Origin of the sequence: Alloyangia mangrovi, assembly GCF_002300555.2 — a bacterium.
Classification (GTDB): Bacteria; Pseudomonadota; Alphaproteobacteria; order Rhodobacterales; family Rhodobacteraceae; genus Salipiger; species Salipiger mangrovi.
Window position 1 is genome coordinate 1 of record NZ_NTHN02000051.1, and the last position, 16,019, is coordinate 16,019.

Annotated in this window: 13 protein-coding genes and 2 pseudogenes; 6 read left to right on the forward strand and 9 right to left on the reverse strand. The window is 67.1% G+C overall.

What is annotated here, in order from left to right; genetic code table 11:
• Positions 1-26: 26 nt before the first annotated feature.
• From CLG85_RS27870 to CLG85_RS21230, 3 genes and pseudogenes are all read left to right on the forward strand, one after another.
• Positions 27-98: pseudogene (locus tag CLG85_RS27870) on the forward strand (LysR family transcriptional regulator); the annotation flags it as partial.
• 227 nt (positions 99-325) lie between these two features.
• The gene (locus tag CLG85_RS21225; protein WP_095883582.1) at positions 326-1,789 is read left to right on the forward strand and encodes an aldehyde dehydrogenase family protein; all 1,464 of its coding nucleotides are present in this window, start codon (positions 326-328) and stop codon (positions 1,787-1,789) included.
• Positions 1,790-1,947: 158 nt separating this feature from the next.
• A complete protein-coding gene (locus CLG85_RS21230; RefSeq protein WP_095883583.1) occupies positions 1,948-3,624 on the forward strand; it encodes a BCCT family transporter in 1,677 nt (558 codons plus the stop codon).
• A gap of 4 nt (positions 3,625-3,628) precedes the next feature.
• On the opposite strand, the gene CLG85_RS21235 is transcribed toward CLG85_RS21230, so the two are convergent.
• The 9 genes and pseudogenes from CLG85_RS21235 to CLG85_RS21270 form a co-directional block, all read right to left on the reverse strand.
• Positions 3,629-4,462, reverse strand: coding sequence for a 3-oxoadipate:acetyl-CoA acetyltransferase (locus tag CLG85_RS21235; RefSeq protein WP_260349961.1), 834 nt, complete (start codon positions 4,460-4,462; stop codon positions 3,629-3,631).
• A gap of 88 nt (positions 4,463-4,550) precedes the next feature.
• Positions 4,551-6,092, reverse strand: coding sequence for a phospholipase D family protein (locus tag CLG85_RS21240; protein ID WP_095881872.1), 1,542 nt, complete (start codon positions 6,090-6,092; stop codon positions 4,551-4,553).
• 194 nt (positions 6,093-6,286) lie between these two features.
• Entirely contained in the window at positions 6,287-7,369 is a 1,083-nt protein-coding gene (locus CLG85_RS21245) for a patatin-like phospholipase family protein (RefSeq protein ID WP_095881873.1), read from the reverse strand.
• A gap of 112 nt (positions 7,370-7,481) precedes the next feature.
• A complete protein-coding gene (locus tag CLG85_RS21250) occupies positions 7,482-7,616 on the reverse strand; it encodes a hypothetical protein (protein WP_260349962.1) in 135 nt (44 codons plus the stop codon).
• 46 nt (positions 7,617-7,662) lie between these two features.
• Positions 7,663-7,845: pseudogene (locus CLG85_RS28025) on the reverse strand (GFA family protein); the annotation flags it as partial.
• 104 nt (positions 7,846-7,949) lie between these two features.
• Positions 7,950-10,070, reverse strand: coding sequence for a pyrroloquinoline quinone-dependent dehydrogenase (locus CLG85_RS21255; protein ID WP_176476561.1), 2,121 nt, complete (start codon positions 10,068-10,070; stop codon positions 7,950-7,952).
• Positions 10,067-10,408 carry a hypothetical protein gene (locus CLG85_RS21260; RefSeq protein WP_224850073.1) on the reverse strand — a complete coding sequence of 114 codons (342 nt, stop codon included), beginning with the start codon at positions 10,406-10,408 and terminating at the stop codon, positions 10,067-10,069. The genes CLG85_RS21255 and CLG85_RS21260 overlap by 4 nt, the downstream gene beginning before the upstream one ends.
• 120 nt (positions 10,409-10,528) lie before the next feature.
• Positions 10,529-11,983, reverse strand: a complete 1,455-nt coding sequence (locus tag CLG85_RS21265; protein ID WP_260349963.1) for a sensor histidine kinase — start codon at positions 11,981-11,983, stop codon at positions 10,529-10,531.
• Positions 11,980-12,714: a response regulator transcription factor gene (locus tag CLG85_RS21270; protein WP_095883541.1), complete on the reverse strand. Its 735-nt coding sequence runs from the start codon at positions 12,712-12,714 to the stop codon at positions 11,980-11,982. The genes CLG85_RS21265 and CLG85_RS21270 overlap by 4 nt, the downstream gene beginning before the upstream one ends.
• Positions 12,715-12,927: 213 nt before the next feature.
• Here CLG85_RS21270 and CLG85_RS21275 point away from each other — a divergent pair, with 213 nt between their 5' ends.
• From CLG85_RS21275 to CLG85_RS21285, 3 genes are all read left to right on the forward strand, one after another.
• Positions 12,928-14,172, forward strand: coding sequence for an ABC transporter substrate-binding protein (locus CLG85_RS21275; protein WP_095883540.1), 1,245 nt, complete (start codon positions 12,928-12,930; stop codon positions 14,170-14,172).
• 69 nt (positions 14,173-14,241) lie between these two features.
• The gene (locus CLG85_RS21280; RefSeq protein WP_260349964.1) at positions 14,242-15,111 is read left to right on the forward strand and encodes a carbohydrate ABC transporter permease; all 870 of its coding nucleotides are present in this window, start codon (positions 14,242-14,244) and stop codon (positions 15,109-15,111) included.
• On the forward strand, positions 15,108-16,016 hold the full coding sequence (locus tag CLG85_RS21285; protein WP_095883538.1) for a carbohydrate ABC transporter permease: 909 nt from the start codon (positions 15,108-15,110) through the stop codon (positions 16,014-16,016). The genes CLG85_RS21280 and CLG85_RS21285 overlap by 4 nt, the downstream gene beginning before the upstream one ends.
• Positions 16,017-16,019: the final 3 nt, after the last annotated feature.

The window sequence follows — 16,019 nt, forward strand, 5'->3', positions numbered from 1 at the left end:
CAAGCAGTTTCAAGATTTACCGAACAATGTCCTACCTCGACAATATCCGCACCTTCGTCCGTGTCTACGAGTTGGGCAGCATGTCCGCCGCGGGACGGGTGTCGGGGCGCCGAGGGGGCGGAAAACTGCCCGGAAATCGAGCCTTACGCAACGTGCGGCCAGCGGCCGGTGGCGAGGCGCGGAAGCCGGCACTGGCCAGCAAAAATTCTCCTCGCTAAGACTTTTGCAGAACCTTCGGTCGCGACGCTGCCCCGCGGCGGCTGGAATGCTGCGCGGCGCGTCCTGCCAACGACACGAAGCGCACAAGACCAACATGAGGTGCCACATGACCATCGCTTTCGATCCCGACAGGCTGACCCTGCCGAACCAGCATTTCATTGGCGGCGAATACGTCTCGGGTGACGACGCGCTGGAACTGCGCTCACCCTCCACCGGCAAGCTGCTCGGCGCCATCCCCTGCGCCGATGCGGCTCTGGTCGACCGCGCGGTGGTGAACGCCCGCAAGGCGCTCGAGACCTCGGGCTGGGCCGGGCTGCAGCCGCGTGCCCGGCTGCGCGCGCTCTATGCCTGGGCCGAGTTGATCGAACGCGAGGCCGAAACGCTGGCCAAGCTCGAGGCGATCTGCTCCTCGCGGCCCTATGCCGCGGCGCTGGCCGGGGACGTGATGGTGACCGCCGAGCAGATCAAGTTCTTCGCCGAGTTCGCCGACAAGGAGGCGGGCACGCTGGTGCCGACGGCGGACAGCCAGTTCGGCTTCATCTCGGACCACCCCTACGGCGTGATCGGGGCGATCACCCCGTGGAACTTCCCGATCTCGATGGCCGCCTGGAAGCTCGGCCCGGCGCTGTCGGCAGGCAACGCGGTGGTGCTGAAACCCTCGGAGATGACCCCTTACACTACGCTCTACCTTGCCGAGTTGGCGGTGAAGGCGGGGCTCCCGGCGGGGCTGATCAACGTGGTTCTGGGGGACGGGCCGACCACCGGTGCCGCGATCACCGGCCATGCGGGCATCGACAAGGTCTCGTTCACCGGCTCGACCCGCGCCGGGGCCGCGATCATGGAGAACATCGCCCGCACCGGCATCAAGCCGATGACGCTGGAGCTCGGCGGCAAGAGCCCGATGGTGGTCTTCGCCGACGCCGACCTCGACGTGACCGCCGACGCGCTGGTCACCGGCATCATCCCCAACGCGGGGCAGTTCTGCGTTGCCGGCTCGCGGATGATCGTCGAGGCCAGCGTTGCCGATGAGCTGGCGGCCAAGCTGTCGGAGCGGTTTGCCAAGATCACCCCGTCGGCGACCCATAACGCCGAGGCGGGCTTCTCGCCGATCATCTCGGAAAAGCAGCTTCAGCGCATCGACAGCATCGTGCAGGCCGCGACCCATCAAGGCGCGGAACTGATCTGCGGCGGCGGGCGCTTCGAACACGAGGGCGCCTTCTATCGGCCCACCCTAATTGGCGGCGTCGACGAGACGAATCCGGCGGTGCGCGAGGAGATCTTCGGCCCGGTGGCGACCTTCCAGACCTTCGAGACGGAAGAACAGGCCATGCAACTCGCCAGCCATCCGACCTACGGTCTGGCGGCCGGGCTCTTCACCTGCGATCTGTCGCGCGCGCTGCGCCTGACGCGCGACCTCGAGGCGGGCACCGTCTGGGTCAACCGCTACGGCCGCACCCGCGACCACATCCTTCCGACCGGCGGCTGGAAGGCGAGCGGGCTCGGCAAGGACCTCGGGCGCGAGGCCTATCTCGCCAACCGTCGGACGAAGACGGTGCTGATCGACCTCTGAGACGCCTCTATGTGAGAAGGTAAGAAACGCCGGTCCCATGCGGGGCCGGCGTTTTGCTGTCCGTCCCGCGCCAGCGGCAGGCTGCAAATATCGGAACCATCGCGGAACTCATCGGTTCGAAAGGGAGCCCACACGGAAATACACATAGGTTTGAGCCATTGGAACAGCTTGCCCGCCGTCTCGGACTGCGTACCGATCCGACGATCTTCTTCATCTCCGCCGGTTTCACCATCGTCTTCGTTCTCGCGCTGGTGATCTTCCCCGAAGCCATAGGTGACGCCTTTGCTGCCGGGCGAAGCTGGATCGTGACCAACCTCGGCTGGTTCTTCGTGCTGGGGGTGAACGTCTGGCTGGGCTTCCTGATCTGGGCCGCCATGTCGCGCCACGGGCACATCCGGCTGGGCCGCAAGGGGGAGCGGCCGGTCTATTCGAACCTCTCGTGGTTCACCATGCTCTTCGCGGGCGGCATCGGCACGGTGCTGATGTTCTGGGGCGTGGCCGAGCCGATCAGCCATTTTTCCACCCCGCCGCTGCCGGGGGTCGAGCCCTACACCGAGGAGGCCGCCAAGGACGCGATCTCCATCGCGATCTACCACCTCGGGCTGCACACCTGGACGATCTTCACCCTGCCGGGGCTGGCATTTGCCTATTTCATCAACCGCTACGATCTGCCGGTACGGGTGAGCTCGGTGTTCTACCCGCTGCTGGGCGAGGGCATCCACGGTCCCATCGGCAAGGCCATCGACATCGCCTCGATCCTCGGCACGCTCTTCGGCGTGGCAGTCTCGCTCGGCCTGGGCTCTAGCCAGATCGCCGCGGGTCTCGACGCGCTCTTCGGCACCGGCGACGGCGCCTTCGTGAAGGTGATGATCCTGACCGTTCTGACCATCGTGGCCGTGGGCTCGATTGTCGCCGGGCTCGACAAGGGCGTGAAGATGCTCTCGAACCTTAACATCGCCATGGCCGTGGCGCTGATGATCTTCGTCCTGGTCTGCGGCTCGACGCTTTTCCTGCTGCGCGGCATCGTGGAGACCTTCGGGCTTTACCTGTCGAACCTGCCGCGTCTGGCGTTCTGGAACGACATGCTGGCCAATGAGAACCCCAGCACCGACGGCTGGGGCTGGCAGGGCAGCTGGACGGTGTTCTACTGGGCCTGGACCGTCACCTGGTCGCCCTTCATCGGGCTCTTCGTGGCGCGAATCTCGCGCGGGCGCACGGTGCGCGAGTTTGTCTTCGGCGTGCTCCTGGCGCCCTCGCTTTTCACCCTGATCTGGTTCGCCATCTTTGGCTGGCAGGCAATGGACTTTGACGGGCTGGGCCTCGCCGCACGCGAGGCGATGGGGGACAGCGCGGGCGAGATCAGCCGCGCCGTCGCCGACAGCGTGCCGCTGGCGATGTTCGCCTTCTTCGAACACTTCCCCTTCACCACTTTCATCCAGGGCTTTGCGGTGGTGATCGTGGCGATCTTCTTCGCCACCTCCTCGGACTCGGCCTCGCTGGTAGTGGACATGCTCTGCACCGGCACAGCCACGCCCGGCCCGGTGCATCAGCGGGTGTTCTGGGGCGCGGCCGAAGGGGTCGTGGCAGCGATGCTGATCGTGCTGGCAGGGGATGCGGGTCTCACCGCGCTGCAGCAGGTGATCACCGTCGTGGGCCTGCCGATCTTCGTGCTGGTGAGCATGATGATCCCGGCGATCATCCGCGGCTTCAACGCCGAAGACATCGAGCATATCTCGATCGGCACGCGACCGGGCCTCGAGGAGTTCGGCCACGGCCCGGTGAGCGAGGAGAGCACCTCCGGCGGGCTGCGGCCGGAGCCGACCGCAGCCGAGTGAGGGTTCAGGCCGCGCGCAGCCCCAGCAGCGCGCGGGCTTCGGCGGGGGTGGCGATGGAGCGACCGTGCTTCTGCGCCACCTCGACCGCCCGGGCCACCAGCGCGGCATTGGACGGTGCAAGCCTGTCCTTGTCGAGGCGGATGTTGTCCTCGAGCCCGGTGCGCAGGTGCCCGCCCGCGGCGGCGGCCCAGTCGTTCAGTTCGATCTGGTGCCGGCCGATCCCGGCGGCGCACCACGGGGCATCCTCTCCGAAGAGCACCTTCACCGTCTCGACGTAATAGTCGAACACCCGCTTTACTGCGGGCATCGAGTTCTTCACCCCCATGACGAACTGCACATAGGGCGTGCCCACCAACTCGCCGCGGTCGGCCATCGCTTTGGCCTGGTAGATGTGCGACAGATCGAACGCCTCGATCTCGGGCTTGATGCCGTAGGTCTTCATCTCTGAGGCGAGCCATTCCACCAGGTCCGGCGGGTTCTCGTAGACGCGGGTCGGGAAGTTGTTCGACCCTACCGAGAGCGAGGCCATGTCCGGTCGCAGCGACAGCATGCCGCCGCGGGTCTTGCCCGCGCCCGAGCGGCCACCGGTCGAGAGCTGCACGATCATTCCGGGGCAGTGTTTCTCGATCCCTTCCTTCAGCGCGGCGAAGCGCTCGGGGTCGGAGGTCGGCTTCCCCTCGTCGTCGCGCACGTGGCAATGGGCGATGGTGGCTCCGGCCTCGAAGGCTTCCTGCGTTGACTCGACCTGCTCGACCACGGTGATCGGCACGGCGGGGTTGTCCGCCTTGGTGGGCAGCGAGCCGGTGATGGCAACGCAGATGATGCAGGGCTGGGTCATGGCGGGGGACTCCGTCGCTTCGTTTCGGTGCCGTACCGGCACCTTGCCGGAAACATGTCGCAAGCCGCGGCCCGCCGCAACCGCGGGCTCAGAGCATCCATTCCACCGGCAGCCAGCCGATGACATGGGTCAGGCCGCGCTTCAGCAGCCCGGTGTTGGGCTCGTGATGGAAGACCAGCGGAGGGCCGACCTCGGGGGTGTTGGTCCAGACCAGATCTCCGGCGTCGTCCAGCGTCACGTGATAGGCGTAGCGGGGCGTGTCGAGTTGCTCGGAAAGCGAGGCGGCGATGGTCGGGCTGTCGATCAGGATGCCCATCTCGGTGTTGATCTGGGCCGAGCGCGGGTCGAGGTTGAACGAGCCGATGAAGGCCCGCTTGCCGTCGATCCCGAAGACCTTGGCATGCAGCCCCGAGGCCGAGCCCGAAAGCACTTCGGGCAGGGATCGCTTCACGTGCTCCTCGCGCATGGCGCGCAGCTCGTAGAGCGTGACTCCGCCTGCGAGCAGCGGCTCGCGGTAGCGCATGTAGGCGGCATGCACCGGCATCACGTCGGTGGCCTCCAGCGCGTTGGTCAACACCCGGACCCGCGCCCCCTTGCGGGCGAGGGTGATCAGCGCCTCGGTGCCGCGCTCGCCGGGGATGAAATAGGCCGAGACCAGGTCGAGCTGGCTTTCCACCCCGCCGACGAGGTCGAACATTCGCTCGGCGATCTTGCTCTTGACGGTGGCACGGCCCAACCCCTTGGCGGGATCGTCGACGATCAGCTCGGCGGTGCCCCATTCCAGATCCAGCGCCCCGCCTTTCAACCCCGAAACGAGCCGGCTTTCTGCCACCACCTTCAGATAGCCATTGCCGACCGAGGAGCCGCGCGCTTCCTTCCCGGCCTCGGCCAGCGCCGGGGCGACGACGGGATCCAGCAGCAGGTCGGCGTCATAGGCAGAGGCGCTGTTCCAGTAGCGGTCGAAGGAGGTCGAGACGTCGCCGACGATCGGCCCCAGCGCCAGCGCGTCGACGTCGAAGAAATGCGTGCCCTCGCCGTATTCGAAGTAGATGTCCCCGATGTTGCGCCCGCCGACCACGGTGGCGATCCCGTCCACGGTCATCGACTTGTTGTGCATCCGCCGGTTCAGGCGGCTGAAATCGAAGAGATAGGAGGCGAGCTTGGGATTGCGCAGGGTGAAGGGGTTGAAGATGCGCACGTCGGCGCTCGGCATGGCGTCGAGCTCTGCGAGCAGGGCATCGAGCCCGGGGATGCCGTTGTCGTCCACCAGCAGCCGCACCCGCACGCCCCGTTCGGCGGCGGCGCGCAGCTCGTCGAGCAGGATCAGTCCCGTCGTGTCGTCCTGCCAGATGTAGTATTGCGCGTCGATCGACTGTTGCGCCGCCCGCGCCAGAAGCACCCGCGCGGCAAAGGCGTCACGCCCGTCGGCAAGCGGAAGCACCCCGCTCTGCCCCGCGTGCGCGGCGGTGATCGGGGCGATGATCCGGCCAAGCTCTCCTTCTGAGTCAGGCGGCAGCTGCAGCTGCCTCTCGGCAAAATTCCGGTCGGGCAGGGGGAAGATCAGCTTCATCCCGAAGACGAAGGTGACAAGCAGGAGAATGACAAAAAGAAGGACTTCAAGAAAACGCATCGGACGCACCCACTTCAATCGGACCCGTCCGGTTGGGGTGAACGCGGCGCAACTCGCGCGCGCCGGTCGGAGCTTCCGACCGGTACCTGCGCGCCGCCGTTTTCCCTTCCGTCGCGGGTCTTTGCCGTCGCTTGGGAGAAATCCTAGCGCGAAACAGGCGCTTGCGTCGAGCGTTACCTACAGGCGCGGTTGGCTCAGGTCTGCAGCATCTCGTTCAGGTAGCGCTCCCTGAGTTTCGCCGTGCCCCGTTTGCCGAGATGCTGGAAGTTCTCCTTCAGCCAGCCCGTCGCCGCGGCGCGCCCGGTTTCATGCAATTCGAGCAGCATGTCGAGCGCCGGGTACATCTTGGTATGGGGGTCGAGCACGGACAGGCTCGCCTCGTCGTGGATCTCGTGGAAACGCAGCTCGTGCAGGTCGCGCAGCAGGTCCGAGCTGCTGTCGCCCTCATGCGACTTCATGTGCTCGATCAGCGCGTCCTGGATGATGGCGATGCCGCGCAATTCGGTGAGCAGCGCCTGGTTGAAGACCATCTCGCTGACCCGTTCGGTGATCTCTTCGGGCGAGCGCGCGGTGAAGGTGCGGCGGGCGGGGTTGATGGTGACCAGCAGCAGGTCGGCCTGCGGGGTGAAGCGCACGAGGGCGGCGATGGGCGGGTTGGCGGCATAGCCGCCGTCCCAGTAATCGACCCCGTCGATGGTTACAGGCGGGAAGCTCATCGGCAGGCAGGCCGAAGCGATGGCCACGTCGGGGCTGATCTCGTCGTTGCGGAAGATGCGCGCGCCGCCGCTGCGGGCATTGGTTGCCGACACGAAGAGCTGCGGCGCACCTTCGCGCTTCAGCGCGTCGAAATCCACCTGCTCTGCGATCAGCTCGCGCAGGGCCATCTGCGCGGCGCGGCCCTGCCAGGGGCGCGACGAGACGGTGACCTGACCGCCGCTGACCATCTGCCACCAGGCGGCGGAAGCGGCGAAGAGCCCAGGGAAGGTCTCGAGCATCTGGAACACCGGCGTCGCCTCGCGCGCCGCGGCATTGACCGAGGTCCAGAACCGGCGAAGGGCCGCGCGCCCGCCCTCGCGCCCGCCGGTGGCGATGCCCGAGGCCACGACGATGGCGTTCATCGCCCCGGCGCTGGCGCCGGAAAGCGCGCCGATTTCAAGGCGTTCCTCCTCGAGGAGCGCGTCGAGCACGCCCCAGGTGAAGGCCCCGTGTGCACCGCCACCCTGCAGCGCCACGTCGAGGATCAGCTTGTTGGATTCGTTGGATTTTGATGTCGTCATGGAAATGCAAAAAGCCTCCGGGGAAGGGAGAAATTCTGCGATGCAGCGTAACGCGGGCCGGGATTCGCCGCCAGCGGGCGGATCCGGCGATCGGCGGTGCCGCGCCGAAGGCTCAGCGGGTGGAGCCGGGCGGCATGTCGCAGCGCCCGTCGTAGCGCCGGGTCCGCAGCGTGAAGACGTCGAGGCCCTCGATGCAGCGGGCGTTGACGGCGATCCGGTCCCCCCCAACCGCTGCGCAGCACGGCAACACCGCACTCGGGGCAGAAGTGGTGGCCGCCATGGGCGTCGCGCCAGAGGTAGGTGGCCAGCCGTATGCTTTCGGTCTGCAGGGTCACCGCCTCGAGAGGCAGGAGCCAGCGCAGAAACCCTGTGCGGGCGCAGGTCGAACAGTTGCACTCGAGGATATCCTCGGGTTCGGCGTGCACTTCGGCGCGGAAGCGGCCGCAATGGCAGGAAATCGTATATGGCCGGGGCATGGGTGCGCTCGCGTCTGTCGGGCTTCGGCGCAGGATGCGCCCCGCCCGGCATCGGCGCAACGCTGGTGTGCCCGCCCAGACAGTGCTCCGGGCGGGCGCCGCGCTCAGAGCGGCAGGCGGTAGACCGAGATCATGTCGCCCACCGAGGGCTTCAGGATCGAGTTGCCGCCCGAGATGAAGGCGACATATTCGTGCCCGTCATGCTCATAGATGGCCGGGTTCGAGACCGAGGGCGCCTCGGTCAGGTCGCTCCACAGCTCTTCGCCGCTCTGCAGGTCGTAGGCGCGGACCATGCCGTCCATCGTGCCGCCGATGAAGATCAGCCCGCCGGCGGTGATCGCAGGGCCGCCGATCGTCGGGGAGCCCCAGGCCTCGGGCATGTAGAAGCCGTAGCGCTGCGACATGCCGAAGGGTTTGCGCCAGAGCGTTTCGCCGGTGGTCATGTCGAGCGCCATGATCTCGCCGAAGGGGGGCTCCCAGCAGGGCATGCCCCAGCGGTTCATCGCGCTCTGCAGCGACATGCCGTAGGGAGCGCCGGTCTGCGGGTGGAAGCCGCTCTCGCCGACGCCGGCCTGCCCGTTCGCGGCCTCGTAGTCCTCGCGCGACCATAGCTTGATGTGCTGAACGACGTGGCTGAGGTTCACCACGGCGATCTGGTGCTCGGGGTCGAAGCCGACGCCGCCCCATTGCACCACGCCCGCCGAGTTCGGATAGGCGCCAGCGCCTTCGCCCTCGGTGGTCGGCGCGGTATACATGCCGTCGTAGGTCAGCTTGCTCCAGAGCTCAGAGCATTCGCCGAAAGAAGCGAGATCGGCCAGTTTCCACACGTCCGGCAGGCGCGACTGGTCGAGCAGCGGCTTGGGGATCGTGGGGAAGGGCTGGGTCGGCGCGTAGCGCTCGCCCTCGACTGTCCCCGCGGGGACAGGGCGTTCCTCGATCGGCCAGACGTCCTCGCCGGTTTCGCGGTTCACCACGAAGAGAAAGCCCATCTTGGTGGCCTGCATCAACGCCGGGATCTCCTCGCCATTGACGGTGATGTCCATCAGGGTGGGGGCGGAGTTGATGTCATAATCCCAGATGTCGTGATGCACCCATTGCCGCGACCAGATTACCTCGCCGGTGTTCACGTCGAGCGCGGTGGTCGAGGTGGCATAGGGGATGTCCTCGGTGCGGTTGCCGCCCCAGTAGTTGGGCGAGGGCGAGGCCACGGGCAGGTAGACGATGCCGCGCTCCTCGTCGGCGCTCATCGCGGTCCAGACGTTGGCGGTGCCGGTCTTTTCGCGGATGCTCTCGGGGATGGTGTCGAAGGTCCATTCCAGCTCGCCCGACTGCGCGTTGACCGAGAAGACCGAGCCCGGAGGCGCCTCGGCCCAATCCCAGTCATTGCCCGCCCAGCCGATGATCACGTGGTCGCCGACGATGGTCGGCGGCTGCAGCAGCGACAGCGGCCAGCGGTCGTTGACGGTATTCCACTGGTTGACGTCGAGCACGCCGCCATCGGCGAAATCCTCGCAGGGCTTGCCGGTGTCCGCGTCCATGGCAAAGAGCCGCGCATCCATGGTGCCGAGATAGACGATCTTCTGGCAGGCCGCGCCCTCCTGCGGCTCGGCGGCCTCCCAATAGGCGACACCGCGGTTCTTGAGCGCGGGCTGCGTGAGGGCTTCGAGCTTGGACTGGCTGTCGAAGGACCAGACTTCCTCGCCGGTAGAGGGGTCGAGCGCCAGCACCCGGTAAAAGGGTGTGCCGATGTAGAGCATGCCGTTGGCGTAGATCGGGGTGGCGGACCAGACGGTTGCGGGCAGATCGCCCGAGCCGTCCGAGACGTCGCCGGTCTCGACCCGCCAGGCCAGTTCCATGTCGCCGACGTTTTCCGGGGTGATCTGGTCGAGCGGCGAGTATTTCGCGCCCGAGACCTGCCCGTGGAAGCTGGGCCATCCGGTGCCGGGTGTGGGGACCTTGGCATCGGACGAGGGGCGCGCGGCGGGCACTTCCACGGTGATCGTCTCGGCGTTGGGCTCGGGCTCGCTGTCGTCCTGCGCCTCGGGGGCCGGTGTTGCGGGGCCGTCCTCCGTTGCCGTTGCACCGGGCGGCGGGGTCTCGGGGGTCTCGGTTTCAGGCGCGGCGCTTTCGGGCTGGGCTGGGGGTGTCGGCGTGTCTGCCTGCTGTGCGAAGGCGGGGCCGGCGAGCAGCGCGAGCAGGGCGGTGCTGCGGAGGAGAGGGGTCATGCGTAGGCTCCTTCCGGGCCGGAGAGCGCGGCGATCCAGCCGAGCGCGCAGATGCCAAGCGCGGCCAGCATCACCCATTGGTGCATCAGGAAGGTGGCAAAGGCGGTGAGCAGCAGGCCGAGGGCAAGCAGCAGCAGCAGGAAGACGCGCAGGCCGCGGCCCCGGGCGCGCACCATCAGGGCCGCTCCGAGCAGCAGGCAGAACGCACCGAAGGCGCCTGCAAGCGGACCCCAGGCCCCGGTCACGCCGGTGAGTGGGGCGAAATAGGCGTAGAGGCCGCAGCCGAGCGCGACCAGCGCCGAGACCATCATGACGGTCAGGCCGGTTCGATAGGACATGAGAGGTTCCCGTTCAGTTTCACGGCGGGTCGCGCTGCGGGGGCTCGCGGCCACGTCCCTTTAAGGAGTAGGGCGCAATCCCGAACTGGCAAATTTCCGCGCGTTATCAGCTCGGGCGGCTCAACCTCGCCGGATGGTGAGAACCGCGCGCAGACCGTGCGGCGCCGTCTCGAAGTGCAGATCGCCGCCGTGCATGATGGCGATGGTCGACACGATACTCAGCCCCAACCCGATGCCGTCGCTCGAGCGGGCGTTGGCGCCGCGGCGGAAGGGGGCCATCAGCGCCTCGATCTCTTCGGTGGAGCGCATGCCGCTCTCGTCCTCGACGGTGATCGTGGCGGTCTCGGCACTGGCCTCGAGCCGCAACCGAGCGCTGCGCCCGTATTTCAGCGCGTTGTCCACGAGGTTTGACACGGCGCGCTGGATCGAAACCGGGCGGGCGGTGACGATGACCCGATGCGCGCCCTCGATCACCTGCGTGCCGCGCCGCGACGTGAAGAGCGACTGCCCGCCGCGCAGCACCATGGGCTCGACGGCGGCGAGGCTCACCGGCTGGCCCATGTCGCGGTAATCGTCCACCAGCGCCTCGACCAGTGCCGAGAGCGACAGCTCGCGCGGCGCTTCGACGTTCAGCTCGGCGCGGGTGTAGGTCAGGGCGCTTTCGATGATCGCGGTCATCTGGTCGATGTCGGCCTCGAACCGGGCCCGCAGCGCGTCGTCCTCGATCAGCGCCGAGCGCAGCCGCAGCCGGGTCGCAGGCGTGCCAAGGTCGTGGCTGACCCCCGAGAGCACCACCGCGCGCTTGGCGAGCTGTTCGCGCTCGGCCTCGAGGTAGGTGTTCACCGCGCCGACGATGGCGCGAAGCTCGGCGGGGCCCGTGGCCTCGTAGCTCTCGGGTCCGCCGAGGCGGCGGCGTGCGGCGAGGGCGGCGGCGAACTCGGTGAAGCGGGCGGCGGTGCCGGTGACCAGCGTGAAGATCACCCCGAGCGCCAGCAGCGACAGGCCGATGGCGGGCAGGCGCAGATCGGCGGGGGCGGCCTCGCACCCCCAGACACCGGGCGCTTCGACGCGCAGCCAGTCGCCTGCGTCCGGGCGGGCGATGATCTGCGGGTGACTGCAGTAGCGCGCCATCAGCCGGGTAAGCTGGCCGAGCGTCTCCTCGGGGCGCTGGCCGGGGCGCGAGGGCAACTCGGCGATGCGGTATTGCAACCCGTCCGAGATCACGGCGAGCTGCAGCCCGGGGCCACCGGTGCCGTCGGGCAGGATGGGGGCGAGGGTGACATAGGCGGGCCTTGGCAGGGCCGAGAGCTGCGCGAAACTGCCTTGCTCGGCGCGCTCGGCGTCGGCGGGCTCCAGCGGGGCGAGGCTGACACCCTCGGGCGGGGCCAGTCCCCGGGCGAGGGTGCCATAGAGCAGGAGACCCGCCCGCTCGGCGCGGTCGAGATGCGTTGTCCAGCGGGTCTGCGACAGGCTCCACATGCCGGTGATCACCACCCCGGTCAGCGCCGCGGCGAGGATCAGCAGCGTGCCCGAGAAGCGCAGGCTCGGGCCGCCGGGGCCTGTGGCCTCGGTCATGTCTCCTCGGTGGTCACATCCACCGCGAACACGTAGCCAACGCCGCGCTCGGTGCGCAGCATCTGCGGCTCCTTCGGCGTCTTCTCGATCTTCGAGCGCAACCGCCCGACCAGCACGTCGATGGCCCGGCCTTGCGCGTCCTCGGTGCCGCCCTCGCCGGTGACGTCGAGCGCCGCGGCGATCTCTTCTCGGGTGAGCGGGATGAAGGGATTGGCCAGCAGCGCCTGCAGCAGCATGGTCTCGCGCCGCGACAGCGCCACCTGGAAACCCTCGGGCGAGGTCACCTCCTCGCGCTTGGCGTCGTACCGCCAGCCGGCGAAGCGAAAGGCCTGCGTGCGGCGGCGGTGGGCCAGCGAGGCGGTGCGGCGGGTGCGGGCCAGCACCGCGCGCACCTGCGCCACCATCAGCTCGGGGTTGAAGGGCTTGGCGATGTAGTCATCCGCGCCGACCTCGTAGCCCGCCATGCGCTGATGATCGGCAGAGAGTGCCGAGACCATGATGATCGGCACGTCCTGCTCGCGGCGCAGCTGGGCGCAGATCTCGAGCCCGCTCTCGTCGCCGAGCATGACGTCGAGCAGAATGAGGTCGATCCGCCCGGCCTCCATGGCGGTGGTGATTTCGGCCAAGTTCTGCGCGCCATGCGCGATGAATCCCTGTCTTTGCAGGAACTGTGTCATCATGCTGCGCATCTCGGAATCATCGTCGACGACCAGCAGTCTTGAGATGGTCACACGTCTCTCCTCGCGGCGGGGTCCGGCGCGGAGTTTTTCCCCGGTCCGGCAGTCTTGGCAATCGTGCTGTAACAGCCTGTAACAGATTGCCGGGATTTCTGAAGGGATGCTGCGCAGCGGCGTGGGGTAAGGACTTGCCGACCCGCGGGGCCAAAGCGCAGGATTTCGCCCACCGCCGTCCAAGGGGGCGGCACGTATGGGAGGAATACCGATATGAAATATACCGCAAAAGCGGCGATCTCCGCGCTCGCCCTGACGGTTGCCGGCGTGGCGCATGCCGAGCCGCAGGCCGAGGTTCTGCACTGGTGGACCGCCGGTGGCGAGGCAAAGGCCGTCGCCGTCCTGCAGGAAGAGTTCTCGGAAAACGGCGGCACCTGGACCGACATGCCGGTCGCCGGTGGCGGCGGTGACGCCGCGATGACCGCGCTGCGCGCCCGCGTCCTGTCGGGCAACGCGCCGACCGCCGTGCAGCTCAAGGGTCCGGCGATCCAGGAATGGTACGAAGAGGGCGTTCTCGCCGACATCTCTTCGGTTGCCGAAGCCGAGGGCTGGGCCGACGTGCTGCCCGCACAGATCGCCGAGCACATGAAGTGCGAAGGCTCCTGGTGCGCCGCGCCGGTGAACGTGCACCGCGTTGACTGGATCTGGGCCAACAAGTCGGTTCTGGACGCCAACGGCATCGAGATGCCGACCACCTGGGACGAGTTCAACGCCGCAGCCGAGAAGCTGAAGGCGGCGGGCGTCATCCCCCTGGCGCACGGCGGCCAATCCTGGCAGGACGCCACCGTCTTCGAGACCGTTGTGCTCGGCCTCGGCGGCCCCGAGTTCTTCCAGAAGGCACTCGTGGATCTTGACCAGGACGCGCTGACCTCGGACACGATGGTCAAGGTGTTCGACGAGATGCGCATCCTGCGCGGCTACGTCGACGACAACTTCTCGGGCCGTGACTGGAACCTCGCGACTGCGATGGTGATGAACGGCGAAGCCGCCTTCCAGATCATGGGCGACTGGGCCAAGGGCGAATTCCTGGCCGCCGGCAAGGTGCCGGGCGAGGACTTCCTCTGCGCCGCGACCCCGGGCGAGGGCTACCTCTACAACGTCGACAGCTTCGCGATGTTCGACGTCGATGGCGACGACAAGAAGGCCGGGCAGGAACTGCTCGCCAAGCTGATCGTCGGCCCGAACTTCCAGAAGGTGTTCAACCTCAACAAGGGCTCGATCCCGGTCCGCACCGACGTCTCGCTCGACGAGTTCGACGACTGCGCGGTCAAATCCTCCGAGGACATGAAGGCCAGCGCCGAGAACGGCTCGCTGCTGCCCTCCTACGCCCACGGCATGGCACTGCGCGGCGCGCAGTCCGGCGCGATCACCGACGTGGTGACGGCGCATTTCAACTCGGACATGAGCTCCGAGGACGCGGTGAAGATGCTCGCGGACGCTGTCGCGAACTCGATGTAATCGTCCCCGGTCTTCGACCAAACCCAAGCGGGCCCGTCTCACGGGGCGGGCCCGTCAAAGGAGAACACCATGGCCAAATGGTTCGAAACCCATTTGCCGAAGATCGTGCTGGCGCCCAGCTTCATCGCGGTCCTGATCTTCGTCTACGGCTTCATCGGCTGGACCGCCTGGGTGTCGCTCACCCGCTCCAAGCTGATGCCGCGCTACGAGATCGACGGCTTCATCCAATACGACCGGCTCTTTGCCTCCCCGCGCTGGGACACGGCAATGAACAACCTCTACATCTTCGGGGGCATGTTCATCGTCATCTCGCTGGTGCTGGGGCTGATCCTCGCCATCCTGCTCGACCAGCAGATCCGCGTCGAGGGCGCGATCCGCACGATCTACCTCTACCCCATGGCGCTGTCGATGATCGTCACCGGCACCGCGTGGAAATGGATCCTGAACCCGGGCCTCGGCGTGCAGGCCATGGTGCAGGGCTGGGGGTTCGAGAACTTCAAGTTCGACTGGCTGGTGAACCCGGACATGGCCATCTACACGGTGGTGATGGCGGCGATCTGGCAGAGCTCGGGCTTTGTCATGGCGCTCTTTCTCGCCGGGCTGCGCTCGGTCGATACCGAGATCATCCGCGCGGCGCAGATCGACGGCATCCCGACCTGGCGCGTCTACACCGCGATCATCATCCCCTCAATGGCGCCGATCTTCCTGTCGGCCTTCATCGTGCTGGCGCACCTCGCCATCAAGAGCTTCGACCTGGTGATCGCGCTGACCGGCGGCGGCCCCGGCTATGCCACCGACCTGCCGGCCACCTACATGTACGCGATGGCCTTCTCGCGCGGCGACGTCGGCCAGGCGGCCAGCTCGGCGATGATCATGATGATGGTGATCTTCATCATCGTGGTGCCCTATCTCTATTCCGAACTGAGGGCGAAAAAATGACTGATGTCTCCGCAACGCCCACTGCCGCCGCGGCGGCCCGCTCGCAGGGCGCGGGCATGAAGACCGCGCTGCGCTGGGGACTCTACCTGATCCTCGGCCTCTTCGCGGTCTACTACCTGATGCCGCTCTTCGTGATGCTCACCACCTCGCTCAAGAGCCTCGAGGAGATCCGCACGGGCGATCTCGTCGCGCTTCCGCGCGAAGTCACATTCGACGCCTGGGCCAAGGCCTGGTCCGGCGCCTGCACCGGCATCCAATGCGAGGGCGTGCGTCCCTACTTCTGGAACTCGGTGCTGATCGCCGTGCCCGGGGTGCTGATCTCGACCCTGCTGGGGGCGGTGAACGGCTATGTGATCGCGCAATGGCGCTTCAAGGGCGCGAACATCATCTTCGCGCTGATGCTCTTCGGCTGCTTCATCCCGTTCCAGGTGGTGTTGCTGCCCATGGCGCGGCTGCTCGGCCTGATGGGCATCGCGGGCACCATTCCGGGCCTCGTCTTCGTGCACGTCATCTACGGCATCGGTTTCACTACGCTGTTCTTCCGCAACTACTACGTCACGATCCCGCAGGAGCTGGTGAAAGCGGCCAAGGTCGACGGCGCGGGCTTCCTGCGCATCTTCTGGTCGATCTTTCTGCCGCTCAGCATCCCGATCATCGTGGTCAGCGTGATCTGGCAGTTCACCCAGATCTGGAACGACTTCCTCTTCGGTGTCTCCTTCAGCTCGGCCGGCACCCAGCCGGTGACCGTGGCGCTCAACAACATCGTCAACTCGACGACGGGCGTGAAGGAATACAACGTCGACATGGCCGCCGCGATCATCGCCGCGCTGCCGACCCTCCTCGTCTACGTCGTCGCCGGCAAATACTTCATCCGCGGTCTGACCGCCGGATCCGTCAAAGGATGATCC

Excerpts from the sequence above, each read along its gene's own strand:
- CLG85_RS21225 (WP_095883582.1), top strand. The coding sequence starts at position 326 with ATGACCATCGCTTTCGATCCCGACAGGCTGACCCTGCCGAACCAGCAT.
- CLG85_RS21235 (WP_260349961.1), bottom strand. The coding sequence starts at position 4,462 with ATGACCCAGCCCTGCATCATCTGCGTTGCCATCACCGGCTCGCTGCCC.
- CLG85_RS21240 (WP_095881872.1), bottom strand. The coding sequence starts at position 6,092 with ATGCGTTTTCTTGAAGTCCTTCTTTTTGTCATTCTCCTGCTTGTCACC.
- CLG85_RS21245 (WP_095881873.1), bottom strand. The coding sequence starts at position 7,369 with ATGACGACATCAAAATCCAACGAATCCAACAAGCTGATCCTCGACGTG.
- CLG85_RS21255 (WP_176476561.1), bottom strand. The coding sequence starts at position 10,070 with ATGACCCCTCTCCTCCGCAGCACCGCCCTGCTCGCGCTGCTCGCCGGC.
- CLG85_RS21260 (WP_224850073.1), bottom strand. The coding sequence starts at position 10,408 with ATGTCCTATCGAACCGGCCTGACCGTCATGATGGTCTCGGCGCTGGTC.
- CLG85_RS21265 (WP_260349963.1), bottom strand. The coding sequence starts at position 11,983 with ATGACCGAGGCCACAGGCCCCGGCGGCCCGAGCCTGCGCTTCTCGGGC.
- CLG85_RS21275 (WP_095883540.1), top strand. The coding sequence starts at position 12,928 with ATGAAATATACCGCAAAAGCGGCGATCTCCGCGCTCGCCCTGACGGTT.
- CLG85_RS21280 (WP_260349964.1), top strand. The coding sequence starts at position 14,242 with ATGGCCAAATGGTTCGAAACCCATTTGCCGAAGATCGTGCTGGCGCCC.
- CLG85_RS21285 (WP_095883538.1), top strand. The coding sequence starts at position 15,108 with ATGACTGATGTCTCCGCAACGCCCACTGCCGCCGCGGCGGCCCGCTCG.